The organism is Sulfurovum indicum, from assembly GCF_014931715.1.
GTDB lineage: Bacteria > Campylobacterota > Campylobacteria > Campylobacterales > Sulfurovaceae > Sulfurovum > Sulfurovum indicum.
On sequence record NZ_CP063164.1, the window covers coordinates 425,202 to 446,362 of the forward strand.

Consider the following 21,161-nt stretch of genomic DNA (forward strand, 5'->3'; position numbering starts at 1 on the left):
TATGACACAAGAAGAGATTAAGCGTAAGCGCACGGAATCGGTGCTTAGAGAGATCATTCCTGAAGCATTGGCAACATTGGATGACAGTCGTATCAATTCATTGTTAGTGACCGATGTGGTCTGTTCTAAAGGAAGAAGCGATGCAAAGGTCTATCTGGACAAATCCTTTTTGACAGAGCAGGAACAGCGCGAAGCACTTAAACAGTTGCGTGCAGTAGCAGGCTACATCCAAAATCATTGTAAGCAAAGTGAAGGGTGGTTCAAGGCACCGCGTTTTACCTTTGAATTTGATGAACAGCTTGAAAAACAGAGCCGGATGGAAGAGCTTTTCAAGCAGATCGCACAACGCAAAAAGGATGAGAGTGATGAATCTTGAGGAGCAGATCGCCAAGATCGTTGAGGCAAACGGTGCATCTCTTTATGATATAGAAGTTGTTACAGAGTTTGATGAGGCAATTTATCGTGTTTATATTACTAAGACAGGTGGTGTAGAGCTTGATCTCTGTGCAGAAATATCCAATGAACTCTCTCCATTTCTCGATGTCAATCCTCCTATGCATGGGCATTACCGCTTGGAGGTAAGCTCTCCAGGTATTGAAAGAAAGCTGATTAAACCGGTACATTTCCAAAATGCTATTGGTGAAAAAGTGAAGATCAAAATTCCCGGGAAGGAACGCCTTAAAGGGGTAATGAAGTCGGCTGATGATGAAGGTTTTACGGTTGGGACCAAAGAGGGTGATGTCACTTTAAAGTATGGTGATATAGGTACAGCAAAAACCTATTTTGAGTGGTAATATGCATTAGAAAATATAAAAGGCATCCATAAAGAAGAAGTGCTTTTTATCTGCTGGCTTGAAACTAAAGTGTGCTTTCAAAAGCTTGCTGAAAGTGAGAAGCAGAAGTATGATCTGCGAAGATAAAAACATTGAAGAAGGGAAGATCGTATGAACCTGGATGAAATATTTATGCGGCTTGCCCTGGATGAAGCGTGGAAATATCAGCTTCTCACTTATCCAAATCCTGCTGTAGGTGCAGTTATTGTACAAAATGGCCGTATCCTCGCTGTTCAGGCACATCAGAAAGCCGGCACTTCGCATGCAGAAGTAATTGCCTTGCTCTATGCGTATGAAGTACTCTCTTCAAAGAGGATCGTTTTTGACAGGTTTGATGCGCATAAGGCCCATGATTTTTTGTTATCTCTTCCCAAAAATTTTTTTTCTGAATGTACGATCTATGTGACTTTGGAACCCTGTTCCCATACAGGAAAAACACCCTCCTGTGCCTCTTTGTTACAGAAACTTTCGCCAAAGCGTGTGGTTATAGGATTAAAAGATCCCATTACAGGACACAACAATGGTGCGAAAATGCTCAAAAGCGTCACTTTAGGGGTACTTGAGGATGCGTGCAGGGATTTGCTGGAGCCCTTTTTGATCTGGCAGAAACGTGCATTTGTTCTTTTTAAACTGGCACAAACCACTAATGGACGTATTGGAGGAGGGTACCTAAGCTCACAAGCATCTTTGTACCATGTCCATCAGCTCCGGGAGGTGTGCAGTACTCTTATGATCGGTGGTAATACCGTACGTATTGACAGACCGATACTCGATTGCCGTTTTACCCAAGGCAGAGCACCAAATGTAACAATTTATAGCAAAAAGAAAAAATTTGATGAGACCATACCTCTTTTTGGGGTAAACAGACGCTCTGTAACAGTCACAGAGGAACTTGACTGGTTAACAGAACCCTCTTTTGTACTGGTTGAAGGAGGAGAGAGGATGCTGAAAGCATTGAAAGATCATATCGATTGGATGCTGATATATCAAACACCTAAGCTCTCTACGCATGAATTATCCTATAATATCGACATGAATTTAGCATTTTTGCATCAGGATAAAAAAGATGCAGATATAATGATATGGAGTAGACAAGTTGGGCATTGAAAAACTGACAGATAAACAGCAGAAACAGGAAAAGATCGTAGAGATGTTTGATAACATTGCCGAGACCTATGACCTGGCCAACAGGGTGCTGAGTATGGGTATTGATATCCAATGGCGCAAAAAGGGCTGTGATAAAGCTTTTGAGATACTGAAGAAAAAAGAACTTGAACAGATTACAGATGTTGCAACTGGTACCGGAGACCTGCTGATCTATTGGAAAGAACAGGCACAGAAGAATGGTATTGAGATAGAGAAGTATGTCGGTATCGATCCATCAGTAGGGATGCTTGAAGTGGCAAAGAAGAAAGTCGATTTTGCCAATTTTATTGAAGGAAAGGCGCAGGAACTCCCCATAGGGAACCAAAGTACCAATGTCATCTCGATCTCTTACGGAATTCGCAATGTAGTGGACCGGGTAGAAGCACTGCAAGAGTTCCATAGGGCTTTGAAACCAGGCGGCATAGTGGTAATACTTGAATTTACAAAGCAGGATAGAAGTGGGTTGATAGACAAAGTAGTAGATTTTGGAATGAAAAAAGTACTGCCGCGTATTGGTGGTTTGATCTCAAAGAATTATGAAGCTTACAAATATCTTCCCGACTCTATTGAAGAGTTCCTGACAACTGAAATGCTAAGCCAGGAGCTTGAGGAGGCCGGATTTGAGATGAAATATACCAAATCCTTTTCAATGGGAATCAGTACGCTTTTGGTGGCGCAGAAGATTTAATGAGGAGTGAGCAGTGAACAGTGAAGAGTGTCGGTTTTCTTTGCTTCGCAATTCCTTTATTCATACAGCCGCTTTCCGGAAGGAAAGCATACAACAATTCCTCATTCCTCATTCCTCATTCCTCATTTCATTTTCATGGAAAATACCATGCAAATGATGTCTGTTTCATCGCTTAATACAAAGATTAAATCTCTCCTGGAAGCGACTTTTATGCATATTCTCGTTGAAGGTGAAATCGCTTCTGTTACTTATCATACTTCCGGTCATCTCTATTTTAGTATCAAAGATGACAAGAGTTCCATCAAGTGTGTCATGTGGCGTTCTTCTGTAGTCAAGATGAAGTTTCGTATCGAGAAGGGAATGCATATTGTTGTTGAAGGTTCTGTCAGTGTTTACACACCAAGAGGGGAATACCAGTTCCAAACCGTCAGAATCGAACCATATGGTCAGGGTGCTTTGGCATTGGCCTTTGAACAGCTTAAAGAGAGGTTGAAGGCAAAAGGTTATTTTGATGTACAAAAAAAGAAACCTATTCCCAAACAGATCCTTAAAATAGCTTTGGTAACAGCCAAAGAGAGTGCAGCACTGCATGATATGCTTAAGATCATTGAAAAACGATGGCCCATGGTGGAAGTATACGTAGTCGATACGTTGGTTCAGGGAGAAGCAGCTGCCCCGCAGATTGTCAAAAGTTTGAAATATGCCGATAGACTAGGTGCGGATGTTGTGGTTGTCGGACGAGGGGGAGGATCAGTAGAAGATCTTTGGGCTTTCAATGAAGAGGTGGTAGCAGATATGATCTTTGCTATGAAGACTCCGGTAGTAAGTGCGGTAGGACATGAGGTGGATGTACTGATCTCTGATTATGTGGCAGATCTGAGAGCACCTACTCCCAGTGCAGCTATAGAGATGATACTGCCCGATCGTAATGAGGTTCTTTATATGCTTGATGAATTGGCAGAACGTTTTGGAAGCAGTGTCAGGCACAGGATCGATCAGAAAATGCAGCTTTTAAGACATAGTAAGACATTACTGATACAAAGTTCTCCCTCCCGTAAACTGCAGGAGACACAAAGGGCATTTCTCAGCCTGAAAGAGGAGTTTAATCGAACTGTTCGACATAGACTGGATCTGTATAGTGTACAGGTTCCTCAGCTGCAGGTAGAGTTCCAAAATAGCATGGCACTTGTGCTTCGCTATAAAATGCAGCAGGTAGAGTATTTGTATGAAAAGATAAAGCTGAGTGATCCAAGACAACAGTGTAAAACAGGATGGGCACAAGTATCCAAGGATGGAAAAACAGTAACCCTGGAGATGATCGAAGCAGATGAAAAATTTATAGTGGAAGATATCTCTGCTCGTATTGAAGCAATATGCTTAAGTAAAAAAGAGATATGATATGGAGAAAACTACTTTTGTACATGAATAGTGTTATAAATAAGAGTGAAAAGATACTGATTCTTGATGAGGATTGAAAAAACAAGGTAAAATATGGAATTTTCATTAGAAACAGTGTTATTGTGTGGCGGGCTGATCGGAATGGTCATTATATTGCTGATTATCCAGAAGAGACATAATGACTTGAAAAAGCGTATTGAAGCTGAAGTGCAGATGTTTAAAAAAGCATTTGATATTTCAGAAGTTTCCATTCTTGTTCTTTCAGATAACAATAAAATACATTATGCCAATCAAGCAGCACAAAAGCTTCTCTCCTTACCCAAAGAGTATATAGATAAAGCACTCGATCCAATGCCTAAAATAAAAATTAAAAAAGAGTGGATTCCGTTGGACAGATTTATCCAGGAAGTACGACAGAATGATAATGAAAAGATGCACTCTTTTCCTCAATCAAGTTTGTCTGTCGGATGGAATATACAACAAAGCATACCGGTAAATTTCTATGTAGACCGTTCGTCCATGGGGAAACCTTATATGCAGTGGTGCAATATTATTGCTATTCATGATCTTAGTAAAGAGTATGAACGGGATAAAGTAATATATCGTCATAAACTGACCAAACTTCCTAACCAGCTTCAGGCATTAGAAGATCTTAATAAACTCTTTTCAAAGATACATTTACATAATAAAAAACTGGCCCTGTTATTATTTGAAATAGACAACTTTTCACAAGTCCGTTCTATTATTGGATATGAGCAGTGTGAGAATATTCTAATTCATTTTTCCCAATATTTGGAAAACCTGGCAAAAGAATCCTCATTTTATGTTTATCATACCTATAGTAACAGCTTTTTACTCTGTATCCCTGTGATTGACACAGTTGATGAAGTAGTCCATTTAAGTAAACAGATACAAAGAGAGCTTAGTTCATTCTATAGAATAAATGATGTCAGGCTTCATCTGACAGCCTCTGTTGGTATAAGTATCTATCCCGATAGTGGATCTACATTGAACCTGATGGATCGTGCCTATAAAGCACTTGCACATGCACAAAAAAGCGGATATGGACATATTCATCTTTATAAGAAGAGTGTATTGGAAAAGAAGTATGATGAACTGGAGCTTTTCAATGCTATTCATGAAGCGATTGAAAAATCAGAGTTTGAGATCTACTATCAGCCAATTGTTCGAAGCAAAGACAAAGAGGTTGTTGCTGCAGAAGCATTGATACGCTGGAAGCATGAGAAGTATGGTTATATTCCGCCTGATATCTTTATTCCGATACTTGAAAAATCAGGATTTATTATTGATCTAGGACGCTATGCTCTTTCAGAAGTACTCAAACAACAGAAACGTTGGGAGGTATTCAGGTTTAAATCGATAGAGGTTTCTATTAATATGTCTCTACTTGAACTTGAAACAGAGGGGTTTGTTGAAAATGTTTCTCAGATGCTGGCAGAGCACCAGGTTGCACCTGAACTTATTAAATTTGAGATTACAGAAGGTGCAGCAATGGAAAATGAAATACAGACTGACAGACAGTTGCATGAGCTTAAAAAGCTTGGTGTCTCTATTGCTTTGGATGATTTTGGTACAGGTTATACCTCTTTTTCCTATTTGAAAAAGTTCCCGGCAGATGTCTTGAAGATTGATAAGACCATGACCGATCATATCATGGAGAACAAAGAAGATCAGCGCATTATAAAAGCAATGATTGACCTGGGGCATAGTCTGGGTATGAAAATTGTTGTAGAGGGAGTTGAAAATCAAGAAATGGCTGATCTTATTACCTCATATAAATGTGATTATATGCAGGGGTACTATTTTGGAAAACCTCTTCCGGCGTATGAGTTTCAGGAGCTGATAAGAAGATAGTTTTGTTCTGGCAGTAAAGTAAATGATTGCTAGGCAGGCAGGTGGATAAAGATCCATTTTGAATCTGAAGTAGTTTTTACCTGTTAAAAGAGTTAATGGTTTTTAACCTTATAAACGCATGTCAGTTTGCGTTCGTGTTATGGTTTTCTTAGTCTAGAGGGAGGTTTTTTTAAGATATCACCTCCGGTTTCAAACCTATGAACAAGAACTCTTTCTTGTTCATGTGATGGTTTTGATGCTACAAACGTGAAACAGTTCACGTTTGATGTAGGCATCTTACATCATGCCAGGCATTCCGCCCATTCCGCCCATATCCGGCATTGCAGGTGCCGGTGTCGGGTTCTCTTTGACATCGGAAACTGTTGCTTCTGTTGTTAATAGCAGGCTTGCTACAGATGTTGCATTCTGCAATGCGACTCTTTCTACTTTCAGTGGGTCAATGATACCTGCTTCAAGCATATCAACATACTCACCGCTTGCAGCGTTAAAGCCAAGGTTGGACTCATCAGAGTTGGCGATTTTGTCAGCAACTACACCTGCATCAAATCCTGCATTTTCAGCAATCTGTTTCATTGGTGCATAAACTGCTCTGAGAATGATGTCCGCACCAACAGCCTCATCACCGCAAAGGTCCAGCTTGACTGCTTTGGCTGCTTTAATAAGTGCAGCACCACCACCGATAACAATACCTTCGTCAACAGCCGCTTTGGTTGCAGAGAGAGCATCATCTACTCTGTCTTTTTTCTCTTTCATTTCAGTTTCGGTTGCCGCACCTACTTTGATAACGGCTACACCGCCAGAGAGTTTTGCCAGTCTCTCCTGAAGTTTTTCTTTGTCATATTCACTGCTTGTGTTTTCGATCTGGATTCGGATCTCGTTTACTCTTGCCTCGACGCTGGATGAGTCACCTTTCCCGTCAACGATCACAGTATTGTCTTTGTCAATGACGATACGTGCTGCTTGACCAAGGTCTTGCAGTGTTGCCTTGTCAAGGCTGAGTCCAAGCTCTTCAGTGATGACATTACCACCGGTCAAGATAGCGATATCTTTGAGCATCTCTTTCTTTCTGTCCCCAAATCCTGGTGCTTTCACAGCAGCAATGTTAAGCACACCTTTGAGTCTGTTAAGTACAAGTGTTGCCAATGCTTCACCTTCTACATCATCAGCGATAATGAGCAAAGGTCTTCCGCTTTGCTGAATCTGCTCAAGTACAGGGATCAGATCTTTAAGAGAAGTAATTTTGCTGTCAGTAATGAGAAGGAGCGGATTTTCAAGTTCACATGTCATCTTCTCAGAATTGGTTACGAAATATGGAGAGAGATATCCTCTGTCAAACTGCATACCTTCTACCACTTCAAGGTCGTCATTGATCCCTTTCGCCTCTTCTACTGTGATAACACCGTCTTTACCTACCTTCTCCATTGCTTCAGCAATAAGATTACCGATGGTCTCGTCAGAGTTTGCAGAAATTGTTGCAACCTGAGCGATCTCTTTCTTGTCTTTAACCTCTTTGGAGATATTCTTGAGCTCTTCGATGATCGCAGCACTTGCTTTATCCATACCTCTTTTCACTTCGATTGGATTTGCTCCGGCTGTGATATTTCTAAGCCCTTCTTTGAAGATAGAGTATGCAAGTACTGTCGCTGTGGTTGTACCGTCACCTGCTTCATCGGCAGTGTTGCTTGCAACCTCTTTGACCAGTTGTGCACCCATATTCTCAAGTGTGTCAGTCAGTTCTATCTCTCTGGCTACTGAGACACCGTCTTTGGTAATGTGAGGTGCTCCGAAACTTTTTTGGATAAGTACATTACGACCTCTTGGTCCCATTGTTACTTTTACGGCATCTGCCAACTTTGTTACACCTTCGAACAATCCGTTTCTTGCATGATCTGAAAAATGAATCTCTTTTGCCATTTTTGACTCCTTACTTTTTTGTATTAAATCTTTTGATCGTCTTTATAATAAAATAATGGTTTAGCCTATTACGCCCAATACATCTGAGAGTTCAAGTACCAGATACTCTTTGTCATCAAGTGCTAATTCTGTTCCAGAGTATTTACCAAAAACAACGATATCATCGACGCGAACCTCTTCTACGTCACTTCCGATTGCCAATACTTTACCTTGTGACGGTTTCTCTTTTGCGTTGTCTGGAATGATGATTCCACTAGCTGTAGTGTTCACCTCTTCTACTCTCTCTACAAGAAGTCTGTCACCAAGTGGTTTAAAGTTCATCTTATAATCCTCCGTGTTGTTTAATTTTGTATCGCGATTTTACAACATTTTTTTCTAAATGTCAATAACATTTAGTCAAATACACTAAAACTTTCTACATTTTTTGATACAGCTTTTCTTTTCCTCTTGAATAAATGTGTTATAATATTAATTGAAGTTTAGACAATAAGGAGTTCTATAGATGGAAAAGAAACAAAAGAAGATCGTACTTTTTACTTCTCCTAGCTGTAAATGGTGTACAGTAGCAAAAGAATACTTTAAAAAGAACGGATATAGATTCAAGACTATAGATATTACAAAAGATGCCAAAGCCGCACAGGACTGTGAACGTCATGGATGTCGTGGAGTACCGGTAGTGCTTATAGGAAGTCGTTGGATCTGTGGATTTGACCAAAAAGCAATAGAAAAAGCACTTGGCTAAGCATTTTTAACCAAACTTTAAGAAATAATCGATTAAAATCACGGCCTCCAAAGACTTGTCAAGGTAGCTCAGCTGGTTAGAGCGCTGGTCTCATAAGCCGGAGGTCGAGGGTTCAAGTCCCTCTCTTGACACCATACTAATTCCCCTTCATACAAGAGTTACTTCAGATTAACCTGTTTTTAAAGTTTGTATTTGTGTTTATACTCTTTTTCTGAAAAACCCTGATAGTTTTTGACAAACAAGCCTCTATTTTTCCTATGTAATATTATGCTTCCACTATCGCAGATATTATCCGGTTTGTCTAATATCCAATTATTCTATTATTATGGTTTCCGGGAGTTTTCAGGAGGTATCTGTATGTGAAATGAAAGTCCTCTGATTTATGTGGATTATATGCTATATACACTTTTCAATATTTTTAAATATTTAATCAAAAAAATAAAATTTTTATGGTATTCTATAAGGAGTACATTCGAAAGAAATGTAAAATCTTCGTAATAAACAAGGGAGTTAGAATGTTAAAAAAAGTAATGGTTTCATGTTTTGCAATGGTTTTGGGTACATCTTTGCATGCAAAAGATTTTTCAGTCAGTGAAAAGATCATCGGTATTGAAATAGGTGCAGCAAGTATTCAGGCAGATACTAACGGTTATCTATTTGGTGAGCCGGAGCATGACGGATCTGATGTGGAGTACGGCTTAAGAATAGGTGCACAGATGAATGAATGGCGTACACTATTGGTTTTGGATTATTTTGATAGCAAAGATGATGATCAAAACTATGAAAAATTTATGATCACTGTCGATAACATGTTTAACAATACTGAAAAAGATGTGAAAGGCCTCCAGCCTTATATCGGACTGAATATAGGGTATATGAACTATGAATCAACAAATATTAATGAAAGCGGATTTCTTTATGGAGGTCAGGCAGGACTATTTTATAGAGTAACAGATAACGTTGGCGTTGATGTAAGTTACCGCTATTCTCTAACTGATGCGGACAGAACAGACCATATAGCAAGTTTCGTTATGGGTATTAATTATATTTACTAGAGTTATAAAGGACCTTTAATGAAAAAAAATATAGTAGCGATCCTCACATTTGTATTTGTGTCTGTTCTTGCATTGACTGGATGTGGAAGCACAAGTGGTACAAGTAGTGGAACTGAAACTACGGTTGTGGTGGAGATGCAGGAAAATGAAATAGTTCTTCAGCCAAATGGTACTGACTTTACTTTATCTCTGCCATTTACCAAGAAACTGGATAGTACGTATCATGTAGAGTTGAATAATTTTACATTGGCTGTAAGTGAGTGTTCTGTCAGTGTAGGCAGTGTAAGTTTTGCACCAATACCTTTAGTGTTGGACGGGGCATTAAATACACAGGAAATATTGACGATCAATGGTTCTTTTGACCAAAATTGTACACCGACAGGGTATTCTCTGACCGCAATACAGACTGTGAGTAAAGATAGTCAAACAACAAGTGGAGATATTTCATTCACCTATACATATTCCGGTTCTTCCGGAATTGTAGAAAACGGGTATGCCTTTATTAACGCAACAACACCGTTGAATATCGGAGCGTCAAATACAGACTATACGATCAGTATGCAGCTGATCAAAGATGGTTTTGTAGCATCCGGTGAAACCGTAGAGCTGAAAGCATTCAGTAATGTGTACGGAAGTATCAAAACAACTACAACGTATACTGTTGCAACAGATGCAAACGGTATCGCTGTATTTGATTATGTCTCTCCGGGTACTTTGCCTGCAGACGGTACTACAGCAACTATTACAGCAGTATTAAAAGATGAAAATGGAACTATAGTTCCAGGTATAGAACAAAATATTGAATTAATTTTTGACCAGAACAGCAATAACAGCGGTATTGACTATACTAATTATACGTTTACGGCTATACCATCTGAAATCAATATTACAGAAGGAGGGGCATCAAGGGTTATAGATGTTTATGTCGGGAATAATAATCAGCCGGTTGCCAATGAACTTGTGAAAGTTGATTACACCTTTACTGCTGATGGTAACGGAACAGTAAACAGCTATGAAGGGTTTACAGATGCAAACGGACATGTAGCGTTTAATTATACGGCACCGTCAGACATCACCTCTCTTATAGGAACCAGTACTGCTGTAATATTGAGACTTGACGGTAATAGCAGTATTTACAGTACAACCACAGTCAACTTTAATACTCCGTCAGGAACCAGCACAGACTACAGTAATTATACGTTTACGGTTATACCATCTGAGATTAATATTACTGAAGGTGGAGTATCAAGGGTCATAGATGCTTATGTCGGGAATAATAATCAGCCGGTTGCCAATGAAACAGTCACTGTAGATTATGCATTTACTGCAGACGGAAATGGAACAATGAGCAGCTATACGGCTACCACAGATGCCAACGGACACGTAGCGTTCAACTATACGGCACCGTCAGACATCACCTCTCTTATAGGAACCAGCACAGCAGTGACTCTGAGACTTGATAACAATACAAGCATTAACAGTACCACTACGGTTAACTTCAATACCGTGCCTGGAAGTGTTGTTGATTATTCAGGATATACATTGACAGTACTTTCCAATGAAATGAATATCTCTGAGCCGGGGCAGCAACAAACGATAGACGTATATCTGGAAAATGACAGTAATGGACCGGCAGCAGGTGAGGTTGTTCTTGTAGACTTCTTTGATGGAACAAAAGGTACAATGAACAGCTTCAGCGGTATAGTGGATGATACGGGACATGTTGCATTTACCTATACTGCTCCTCAAGATATCAGTGTACTGGATGGCTTTACGATCAGAGTAAGCATGGAGAACAATAGCAGCAAAGAGCAAAATATTGTTATTAATGTGGATACAGCTGTCTATATGATTTATCCGGATGCAAATATAACCGTCACGGATATTTCACAGGTTCATACAATCAAGGTAGCGCTGACAAAACAGGAGGCGGGTGCTACAAGTACCCTGCCTGCTGTTGGAAAAACGGTGGTAGCCGAATTTATTCAGCCTATATATGGTACTTTGTCTCAATATGAAGCGGTAGTAGGTACTGACGGATATGCAAGATTTACCTATACTTCGCCAGAACGTATTCAGGATGTCAATGATACAAATATAACATTCTACTATAAAGAGAACCAGGCTGTTACAGCAAATACGCTTCTTGTCTATGAAGCACAGAATATAAATATAGTGGAGCAGCTTTTTGTTGTTCCTGATTCGGTGACTATTACAGAAGCGGGAGAGGAGAAAAACATCACCATCATTACTGTCAATGCAGATAATGTTGGTATCAGCAGTACTGTAACTATAGAGCAGCCTTTTTATAATGATACGGATTACGGATACTTTACACCAGCCGGACCGATTACAACAGATGCAAGCGGTAAAGCTGTGATTGTGTATACCGCCCCATCCTCTATAAGCGGATTGAGTGAGAGAAATATTACCATTACAGAGACGAATCAAAGCTTGTCCAAAGAGCTTAATATAAAGTATAATCAGGCGACTGGTCCCGGGATTGATTATGCAATTACAGTCCACATACCGGATTCGCTGAGTGTAGATAATCTGGATCAGATCACAGTAGTGATACATGAACTGGGTGATGAGACAAGAGTGATAGATGATTCAAATGTGCATGAAGTAAACCTGACAAGCATATTTACAAATATGCTAACATTTGGCAGCGGTGCAAGTACTGCTACATATGCCAATGCAGGAACACAACCGATAGCGGTAGAAACAAAAACACTCTCGGGTACCGCAGTCATAGAGGTTAATGCTTCAATCTTTAACGGTGACCAGAATGTCACTATTAATACATTAGTACCGGTCACTATACTTTCCGGACCTGTAAGTGCTATGTCACTTGTCTATGTCGGAACAGATATAGATGGTAACACTGGACTGTATAAAAACTACTATACGATTCATGCCGTAGACAAGTATGACAACCCTGCAAGAGAGGGGATAACGCTGCATCCTTCTATTATTAACGGTACGAAAGTGATAAAATCTGCCGCAACAACAGGTCAGATTACACAAGGAACACCGGATACTTTTGATGATGCCACACCAACTGTTTTCAGTACGGTAGACACAAATGATCTATTGGCTATTGTTCCAAATTCCAGCAGTGTGGATAAGCTTTATCTTGGAAACTGGAGTATTGCAAATGTTATAAGTGACAATCAACTGGAACTGGCAGAAGAGTATACTGGAGCAACTACCAATTCTCTTAGCTATGTTATAGGTAATTCTAACAGATATATAGACGGTTATGGTATCGCAACTGTTGATGTCAGAAGCAGGGATGCAGGGTATGTGACAGATGCTGACGGAAATGTCCGACTGGAAGTTACCTTTGATCCGGTTCTTGCCGGGCATACGGTCACCATTAGTGCAAATGCATATGATGTAAACCGTACAGGTGCAGCAAAAATTGCCGGATTAAGATGGGATGACTTCAGCTCTACAACAGAACTGGTACCTAATGATGGAAATGATCATAATGTAACACTTACATTGGGTATCTCTAATTTTCAAGAACTACTGGTTGGTTTAGATATTGTTCCGTCAAGTATTATAAGCAGTGATGCAGCCTGTGATCTGAATGAGTCTGCTGTAAATGATTTAAGTACTGATGCCAATGGGCAAATAAGAGTACAGATCTCAACAGGCCTAAGTTCAAGCACGGCAACAGAATGTGAAATCAGCTGGAGTAAAAGTATAAGCGGTATTTACCGGGAATACTGATTCTAAAACATTTAAAGGAGTACAAAATTGTACTCCTTTAACCATATCTTCTTAAACTTTCTACTATAATTCCTTAAATATTTTACTTATTAGGTATATCTTATGATCGATCTTAAATATCTGCAAAACAACTTTAATGAAGCAAGTTCCAAACTGAAAAAGAAGGGTGTAGATACAGACACACTTAAAAAACTTCAAATACTTTTTACATCTTTAAAAGATGCAAATGCAGCATTAGAAGCGGCCAAAGCGGAGCAAAACAGCATGTCAAAGCTTTTTGGACAGTACAAGCGTGAGGGAAAAGATATTACAGAACTCAAAGCCAAAGTTGATGCAAATAAAGAGGCGATGGTTCCATTACAAGAGAAGGCAAGAGAGGCTGAAACGGCACTTTATGATGTGGCATTGGCCATACCGAACTTCCCTGATGATTCTGTTCCTGAGGGTATAGATGAAGAGGACAATGTTGAATTGCGCAGAGTACTGGAGCCAAGAGAGTTTGATTTTCAGCCTCTCGAACACTGGGCGTTGGCCGAAAAGAACGGATGGATCGATTTTGAGCGTGGAGTCAAACTGGCAAAAAGCAGATTCTCAGTGTTGCGAGGCGATGCGGCAAGACTTGAAAGAGCACTGATTAACTTCTTTCTTGATACCAATAGAGAAAAAGGCTTTGAAGAGCTTTGTGTGCCGTTTCTGAACAATGCGCAGATGCTTGAAGGTACGGGCCAACTGCCAAAGTTTGAAGATGACCTCTTCAAGATAGAAGATGAAGACCTCTATCTCATCCCTACAGCTGAAGTACCACTGACCAATATGTATAATGATGAAATATTAAAAGAGAGTGAACTGCCTGTGTTGATGACAGGTTATACACCATGTTTTCGAAAAGAGGCGGGTAGTGCGGGGCGTGATACACGTGGGATGATCCGCCAGCATCAGTTCGATAAGGTAGAGATGGTTGCTATTGCTCATCCAGATAAAAGTGATGAGATTTTTGAAATGATGGTAGAGAACGCCTCGGACATTCTGACAGCCCTTGGACTGCCGCACAGAGTTGTTGAACTTTGTGGCGGTGATCTCGGTTTTTCTGCTGCAAAGACGATTGATCTTGAAGTATGGTTGCCAGGGCAAAACAAATACCGTGAAATCTCTTCAATCTCCAACACTAGAGACTTTCAGGCAAGACGTGCAAAAATACGCTTTAAAGAAGGAAAAAAGAACAGACTGGTACATACCCTTAACGGTTCTGCTTTGGCCGTGGGACGTACGTTAATAGCTATTATGGAGAACTATCAGAATGAGGATGGATCGATTACAATTCCAGAGGTTTTGAAAAAGTATATGTAAATATGTAGAGGTACCCTCGAGGGTGCCCAATAAAATATTTTAAATATAAGGGCAGCCACAAGGGATGCCCCTACATATTAAACCGTTATAGAACTATCTGTATATCTGGCTTTCAATTTACCTTCCATGCTCAAATAGCTGTTGAGTGCTCCAATATAGGCTCTGGCACTTGCCAGCATCGTATCAATATGAAGCCCGTGACCGATAACAGCAGGTTCATTATTGAAACTGACTTTGACTGTAACATTGGCAAGGGCATCTTTCCCTTCACTGACAGATTTGACCTTATATTCATCAAGCCTTCCTGTATAGCCGGTGATGCGGTCTATTGCTTTGAATACTGCATCAATCGTACCGCCGCCGATGCTTGCATCCATTGTCTCATCTTCACCTTTTCTGATCTTGACTGCTGCGCTCGGTACCCCTTCACTGCAATCCATTAACTGGAGTGAAACGATTTCGAAGACTTGTGCTGCTTTAGTCATTTCATTTGTGACAAGCGCACGAATATCATCGTCACAGATCTCTTTTTTACGGTCTGCCAGGATCTTGAAACGTTCAAAGGCTCTGTTAAGAGCCTCATCTTCAAGAGTGAATCCAAGTTTGGACAACTTGTCTTTGAATGCAGCACGTCCTGAGTGTTTCCCTAAGACCAAAGTATCGTTCAGGTCAAGTCCGATATCCTTGGGACTGATGATCTCGTAGGTCTCTTTGTGTTTTAAAACACCGTCCTGATGTATCCCACTCTCATGTGCAAAAGCATTTTTCCCCACAATAGCTTTGTTCGGCTGTGGTTCTATTCCGGTGATGTTGGCGATCAAACGGCTGGTAGGATAGATCTCTTTGGTATTGATGTTGGTCACAAAATTACTGAAAACATCGTTTCTTACCTTTAAGGCCATTACAATCTCTTCAAGTGCGGCATTTCCGGCTCTTTCACCCAGACCGTTAATGGTGCACTCTACCTGTCTGGCACCGTTGACTACAGCTTCAAGAGAGTTGGCAACACCCAGGCCCAAATCATTGTGATTGTGTACGGAAATGATTGCCCGTCCTCTGACATATTCACTCATCTCCTTGACCATGGCACCGATCTCAAAAGGGAGTCTGAATCCTACTGTATCTGGTAAATTGATTGTCGTTGCACCTGCTTCAATGACAGCATCACTGATCTCTTTCATGAAAGAGATATCAGAACGTCCTGCATCTTCGCAGCTGAACTCAACATCTTCTACAAAAGTACGAGCATACTCAACTGCACGTACTGCACGTTTGATGACTTCATCCGGTTTCATTTTAAGTTTGTATTCCATATGAATGGGACTGGTGGCGATGAAGGTATGAATACGCTTCATCTTTGCCTTGGCAATGGCTTCTCCGGCTGCTTTGACATCTGCATCCACTGCACGTGCGAGAGAACAGACAGTGGACTTCTCCACACGCTGTGCGATCTTCTCAATAGCATCGAAGTCTCCGGGACTTGCCGCGGCAAATCCCGCCTCAATGATGTCTACCCCCAAACGCTCTAATTGTGCAGCGATCTGTATCTTCTCTTCAGTGTTCATAGAAGCGCCAGGGCTCTGTTCACCATCTCTTAGTGTTGTGTCAAATATTTTAATGGTCTCTTTGCTCATTATGTTTACCTTATAATATATACATACCGGTATATCTTATTTTGGAACTTGACCTGAATAACTGTCAAGAAATGTTTATGGTGCAAGTTCAGGATGACAAACGGTATGAAAATTGTCTAATTTTACCCAAATAGTGGTTAATTTAGAAACGCAAAAGTTATTTGTGGTTTTCAGCTCTAAACGCAATCAGTTGTATGAGTAACTGCTGAAGAAGCAGCTTCCATGACAAGAGCGCTTTTTGAGCTTTGCTTAAGCAGTGTTATATGACAGGCAGCAGCAGGAGAGAATCGTCTTGTGTGAAAATAGTATGCTGTCGAATGATCGTTTTCATGATCTCTCCTTTTATGATTTTTGGGAAGTATACTCTATTTGGATGTTTGTGTCAAGCAGATGTTGCAGGTCAGAGTGTTTTTTATCTTGACCTGCAGGCAGCTCTATGCCTCTTCGTCCCTGTTTTCTTCTTCAGATATCTCTTGTTCTTTCGCTTCTTTTTCTTTCTGTGTTTGGGTTATCTTCTCCTGGTGGGCAAGACGGCTTGGCATACCGTGCTCTTTCTCATAGGTCTCTATGATCTTGCGAACAGTTTTTCCTTCGATCACTTCTGCTTCAAGAAGTTCTTTTGTCATATTCTCTATGGCCCCTCTGTATGTTTCCAGGGTCTCTTTTACATAGGCATAACGTTCATTGAGTGTAGAACGGATATATTCATCCATCTGTTCTGCCATCTTTTCACTGTAGTCGGTACTTACTGCCCCGCCGCCAAGGAAAGAGTTCTGACTTCTTGAGAGAACCATCAGTCCGGCAACATCGGTCATTCCATAGACAGAGATCATATCTTTGAGTATTGCAGTGGCACGGTCAAGATCATTTCCTGCACCGGTAGAGATCTCACCGATGAAGAGCTCTTCTGCAGCTCGTCCGCCAAGCAGTACATCGACTTCAGCCAGGAGTTCATGTTTTTGTTTCAGGAAACGCTCTTCGTCTTCAGGGAGATGCAGAGTGTAGCCCAGAGCACCAAGTCCTCTTGGGATAATGGAAACTTTGGTTACACGTGTAGCACCTTTGCTGAGCTCTGCCATCAGTGCATGTCCGCTCTCATGGTAGGCAACGATCTTCTTCTCTGTCTCATTGATCTTACGGTTCTTCTTTTCCAGTCCGACAAAGGAACGCTCGATCGCTTCAAGCAGGTCTTCCTGGTCGATCTGTTTTTTATTTTGCCGTCCGGCGAGCAGGGCGGCTTCGTTAATAATATTGGCAAGGTCCGCACCGGCCAGTCCTGCAGTCTGTTTAGCCACGATTTCAAGGTCAACGTTCGGTGCAAGTTTGACATCTCTGGAGTGGACCTTAAGGATGGCTAGACGTCCTTCATAGTCAGGTTTGTCTACAAGTACCTGGCGGTCGAAACGGCCGGCACGCAGCAGGGCGGCATCGAGTGTTTCAGGTCGGTTGGTCGCAGCCAGAACGATGACAGGTGTATTGGTACCAAAACCGTCCATTTCGGCAAGGAGCTGGTTGAGGGTCTGTTCTCTTTCATCGTTCCCCCCGATCTGGCCGCCTGAAGCTCTTGACTTACCGATAGCATCGATCTCATCTATAAATATGATGGAGGGTGCTTCTTTCTTTGCCTGGGCAAAAAGATCACGTACACGGCTGGCACCGACTCCGACGAACATTTCAATGAACCCTGAGCCACTTACTGAGAAAAAAGGTACGGAGGCTTCACCTGCAACTGCTTTTGCCAGTAGGGTCTTCCCCGTACCCGGAGGGCCTACAAGCAGTACACCTTTGGGGATCTTTGCTCCAAGTTCAATATAGCGTTCAGGGAATTTAAGGAAATCAACGATCTCTTTGACTTCGTCTTTAGCCTCCTCGACTCCCTGAACATCATCAAATCTGGTGTCCGGTTTTTCGGAGTTGATGAGTTTGTCCGCTTTTCCTGCACCAAGAATGCCTCCACCCATTCCTTTTGACATTTTCTTTGCAAGGAAGATCCAGATAGCAAAGAAGATGAGGATAGGAAGCAGCATACTGAATAGCTCTGACATGAAACCATTTCCTATGACCCCTTCATAAGGGATCTTTTTCTCTTCAAGCAACGGAATGAGTTTCTCATCATAGGTTGGGACATTCTGGGCTACATAACGGATTTTCCGTCCGTTCTCTTCAGCGATCGCCTCGACACTTGCAGGTGTAAGTTTGACACTTTTGACAACACCCTGCTTGATCTTCTCCTTGACCTCCGAGTACTTCACCTGTTTGGTCAGAGAGATATTCTGATTATTCATCATTGTGCTCAGGCTGCCGCCACTGTCTCCTACGAATGATTTGAAGATCAGTATAATGACGATCGAGAATATAGCAAATGCCAAAAGCGGATTGTCATTGAAAAAATTCTTGTTGTTATTGTCTTGATTATTATTGTTCTGGTTGTTAGCCATTGTTTTCCTTCTTTATAGACTAGGGTAATCTACTCTCACCTAATTATAGCGATTAATTGTTTCACTTTTTTCTATAGATGAGTGTAACCCACTCATCCTTAAGTATGCGTTTTTCCAGTACAAGATCCCCAAAAGAGTCTTGTACGAGTTTCTCTTTTTTATCCAAAATACCTGAAAGTATCAAAAATCCGTCTTTTTTGGTGACCTTTTTGAGATCGGTTGCGATAAATCTTAACACATCTGCAATGATATTGGCAATAACGACATCATATTTGCCTTCAGCTTTATCTGCTGATCCTTCCCAGAGTTTATCATAGGATTCTTCATTGAGTCTGAAGTTCTCTTTACAGCTTTGAACAGAGATTGGATCGGTATCACAAAGCTCGACTGTTGCTCCCAGCTTCTTGCAGGCAAGCCCCAGGATACCTGAACCGCATCCCACATCTATGATATGATCAGAGGGCTTGATATAGTCACTGATCGCTTCAAGACAGGAAAAGGTCGTAGCGTGATGTCCTGAACCAAATGCCAGTGCCGGGTCGATTCTGATGTTGATCAGGTTCTCTTTGGGTGCATGCCAGCTTGGAAAAATATAAAATTTTCCTGCTTCAATAGGCTGGATAGACTCCTGATAGGTTTTGATCCAATCGATATTCTCTTTCTCTTTCAATGTAAAATCCATATGGATATCACTCTCAAGATCCTGCTGCAACGATAGCAGTGCATCTTTAACGAAAGTTAAATCAGATTCGCTTCTGATAATAATCCTGTCCGTACCGAACTCTACGCCCTCATCGTAGATATTCATAATAAAGTCGGCAATAAGATCGACATATTGTTCATTGAGAGTAATGGTCAGTTCATAGTATCTATTTTTCATCTACTGCCTTAAATGCCTCTTCAAGATTGAGTGTTCCTTCGTAAAAAGCTTTTCCTACGATTGTTCCGTCGATTCCGGCATCAAGGAGCGCGTTGATATCGTTCATGTCTTTGAGTCCGCCGCTGGCGATCGTCTCAAGTCCTGAGGCCTTTTTGACGGAAAGCGTAAAGTCGATATTTACACCGGTCATCATTCCGTCACGGCCTACATCGGTGCAGATGATCGCTTCTACTCCGGCATCTGCAAATTCTTTGGCAAGATCAGTCGCTTTCATATCGGAAGTTTCTGCCCAACCCTCGACGGCCACCATTCCATCAATGGCATCAATGCCTACAACAATAGGATATTTGGCTGCCATCACTTTGACAAAATCTGGGTCTTTAACGGCGATGGAGCCAAGTATCAGTCTGTCGATTCCAAGATCCAGATACATCTTTATGGTCTCTTCATCACGGATACCACCGCCGAGTTCAAGTTTGAGGTTGCAGTTTTGGCGGATCTTTTTGATCTGTTCAAGGTTTTCCGGTTTTCCGGCAAAGGCACCGTTGAGGTCAACGAGATGGACCCATTCACTTCCAAGTTCTTCAAAACGTTTGGCGACCTGCCAAGGTTCATCAGAATAGATCTTGGCAGAATCCATCAAACCTTTGCTGAGTCGTACGGCTTTGCCGTCTTTAAGGTCTATAGCCGGCAGTATGGTCATGATGCACTCCTTGTGTCATAAAGTGAGGAGTGAAGAGTGAAGAGTGAAGAGGGTTGGTATGTATTGCTCTGCAATACTTTTATTGTTTTTTGCATGGTTTTTCCTATAGTTTTATAAAATTCTCAATGATCCTGAGTCCATTCTCATGGCTCTTTTCCGGGTGTGGTTGGATACCAAAGACGTTCTCATTTTGTACGGCAGAGACGAACTCATAGCCGTAATAGGTTTTTCCGATGGCATAAGCATCGTTGCATACCGCATGGTAACTATGCACAAAATAGAGGTAGAATTCATCGGGCAAGCCTTCAAAAAGTGTTGAACGCTTAGCATCGGGCGTTGAGGTTTGGACGAAAAGTTCGTTCCACCCCATGTGCGGGACTTTTAGCGGATGGTCGAAACTCTTTTCCTCAAAGGCAACTATTTTTCCCGGGATAAGCCCAAGTCCTTGGTGTGTGCCAAACTCTTCGGAGCTTTCAAAAAGCAGTTGCATGCCAAGGCAGATGCCAAGCAGCGGCTTGCCCGATGCGGCAAAGGCTTTAACGGCTTTATCCATGCCGTTGCTCTGTAAATGTGCCATAGCATCACCGAATGCTCCAACGCCGGGAAGGATGAGTTTGTCATACCGGTCCAGTTTTGCAGGGTCGCTTTCCAGTACTGCAGCTGCCCCGACTTTTTTGAAAGCGTTGATAACGGAGGCAAGGTTGCCCATATTGTAGTCGACAATGCCGATCATTTGAAATTCCTTTCAGAAAGCAGGGTGAAATAAT

Annotated in this window: 17 protein-coding genes and 1 tRNA gene; 11 read left to right on the forward strand and 7 right to left on the reverse strand. The window is 41.4% G+C overall.

The annotated features are described in order from the left end of the window. Position 1: 1 nt before the first annotated feature. The 6 genes from rbfA (at position 2) to IMZ28_RS02235 (ending at position 5,940) form a co-directional block, all read left to right on the forward strand. Positions 2–376, forward strand: coding sequence for a 30S ribosome-binding factor RbfA (gene rbfA / locus IMZ28_RS02210; protein WP_197549017.1), 375 nt, complete (start codon positions 2–4; stop codon positions 374–376). Beyond that, positions 366–794 (forward strand): ribosome maturation factor RimP, encoded by a 429-nt coding sequence (gene rimP, locus IMZ28_RS02215; RefSeq protein WP_197549771.1) that lies wholly within the window; start codon positions 366–368, stop codon positions 792–794. Before rbfA ends, rimP begins: the two co-directional genes overlap by 11 nt. Before the next feature lie 150 nt (positions 795–944). Then, positions 945–1,940 carry a bifunctional diaminohydroxyphosphoribosylaminopyrimidine deaminase/5-amino-6-(5-phosphoribosylamino)uracil reductase RibD gene (ribD, locus tag IMZ28_RS02220; RefSeq protein WP_197549019.1) on the forward strand — a complete coding sequence of 332 codons (996 nt, stop codon included), beginning with the start codon at positions 945–947 and terminating at the stop codon, positions 1,938–1,940. Then, positions 1,930–2,667: a bifunctional demethylmenaquinone methyltransferase/2-methoxy-6-polyprenyl-1,4-benzoquinol methylase UbiE gene (ubiE, locus tag IMZ28_RS02225; RefSeq protein WP_197549020.1), complete on the forward strand. Its 738-nt coding sequence runs from the start codon at positions 1,930–1,932 to the stop codon at positions 2,665–2,667. The genes ribD and ubiE overlap by 11 nt, the downstream gene beginning before the upstream one ends. A 153-nt stretch (positions 2,668–2,820) precedes the next feature. Then, positions 2,821–4,065, forward strand: a complete 1,245-nt coding sequence (gene xseA / locus IMZ28_RS02230) for an exodeoxyribonuclease VII large subunit (RefSeq protein ID WP_197549022.1) — start codon at positions 2,821–2,823, stop codon at positions 4,063–4,065. A gap of 93 nt (positions 4,066–4,158) precedes the next feature. After that, entirely contained in the window at positions 4,159–5,940 is a 1,782-nt protein-coding gene (locus IMZ28_RS02235; RefSeq protein ID WP_197549024.1) for a putative bifunctional diguanylate cyclase/phosphodiesterase, read from the forward strand. A 276-nt stretch (positions 5,941–6,216) separates the two neighbouring features. Here IMZ28_RS02235 and groL read toward each other — a convergent pair whose 3' ends face one another. Both groL and groES read right to left on the reverse strand, forming a co-directional pair. Then, a complete protein-coding gene (gene groL / locus IMZ28_RS02240) occupies positions 6,217–7,854 on the reverse strand; it encodes a chaperonin GroEL (protein WP_197549025.1) in 1,638 nt (545 codons plus the stop codon). Between the two features lie 60 nt (positions 7,855–7,914). Then, positions 7,915–8,175, reverse strand: a complete 261-nt coding sequence (gene groES, locus IMZ28_RS02245) for a co-chaperone GroES (RefSeq protein ID WP_197549027.1) — start codon at positions 8,173–8,175, stop codon at positions 7,915–7,917. 181 nt (positions 8,176–8,356) lie between these two features. On the opposite strand from groES, the gene IMZ28_RS02250 reads away from it, so the two are divergent. The 5 genes from IMZ28_RS02250 to serS all read left to right on the forward strand — a co-directional run bounded on the left by IMZ28_RS02250 (position 8,357) and on the right by serS (position 14,739). Next, positions 8,357–8,596, forward strand: coding sequence for a glutaredoxin family protein (locus tag IMZ28_RS02250; RefSeq protein WP_197549029.1), 240 nt, complete (start codon positions 8,357–8,359; stop codon positions 8,594–8,596). Between the two features lie 57 nt (positions 8,597–8,653). Then, positions 8,654–8,730: transfer RNA gene (locus tag IMZ28_RS02255), tRNA-Met, on the forward strand. 381 nt (positions 8,731–9,111) lie between these two features. After that, entirely contained in the window at positions 9,112–9,651 is a 540-nt protein-coding gene (locus tag IMZ28_RS02260) for an outer membrane beta-barrel protein (protein ID WP_197549031.1), read from the forward strand. An 18-nt stretch (positions 9,652–9,669) separates the two neighbouring features. After that, positions 9,670–13,392 (forward strand): alpha-2-macroglobulin family protein, encoded by a 3,723-nt coding sequence (locus IMZ28_RS02265; protein ID WP_197549033.1) that lies wholly within the window; start codon positions 9,670–9,672, stop codon positions 13,390–13,392. A gap of 102 nt (positions 13,393–13,494) precedes the next feature. Further along, complete coding sequence (gene serS / locus IMZ28_RS02270; protein ID WP_197549035.1) at positions 13,495–14,739, forward strand: serine--tRNA ligase; 1,245 nt, start codon at positions 13,495–13,497, stop codon at positions 14,737–14,739. Positions 14,740–14,816: 77 nt separating this feature from the next. Here the strand turns inward: serS and IMZ28_RS02275 are convergent, their stop codons facing one another. From IMZ28_RS02275 to hisH, 5 genes are all read right to left on the reverse strand, one after another. Beyond that, positions 14,817–16,373, reverse strand: coding sequence for a 2-isopropylmalate synthase (locus IMZ28_RS02275; protein WP_197549037.1), 1,557 nt, complete (start codon positions 16,371–16,373; stop codon positions 14,817–14,819). A 434-nt stretch (positions 16,374–16,807) separates the two neighbouring features. Then, entirely contained in the window at positions 16,808–18,811 is a 2,004-nt protein-coding gene (gene ftsH / locus IMZ28_RS02280) for an ATP-dependent zinc metalloprotease FtsH (RefSeq protein WP_197549039.1), read from the reverse strand. 61 nt (positions 18,812–18,872) lie between these two features. Beyond that, a complete protein-coding gene (locus tag IMZ28_RS02285; RefSeq protein ID WP_197549041.1) occupies positions 18,873–19,691 on the reverse strand; it encodes a 50S ribosomal protein L11 methyltransferase in 819 nt (272 codons plus the stop codon). Next, positions 19,681–20,394 carry a 1-(5-phosphoribosyl)-5-[(5-phosphoribosylamino)methylideneamino]imidazole-4-carboxamide isomerase gene (hisA, locus tag IMZ28_RS02290; protein ID WP_197549043.1) on the reverse strand — a complete coding sequence of 238 codons (714 nt, stop codon included), beginning with the start codon at positions 20,392–20,394 and terminating at the stop codon, positions 19,681–19,683. Before hisA ends, IMZ28_RS02285 begins: the two co-directional genes overlap by 11 nt. A gap of 103 nt (positions 20,395–20,497) precedes the next feature. Beyond that, positions 20,498–21,127 carry an imidazole glycerol phosphate synthase subunit HisH gene (gene hisH, locus IMZ28_RS02295; RefSeq protein WP_197549045.1) on the reverse strand — a complete coding sequence of 210 codons (630 nt, stop codon included), beginning with the start codon at positions 21,125–21,127 and terminating at the stop codon, positions 20,498–20,500. Between the last annotated feature and the right edge of the window lie 34 nt (positions 21,128–21,161).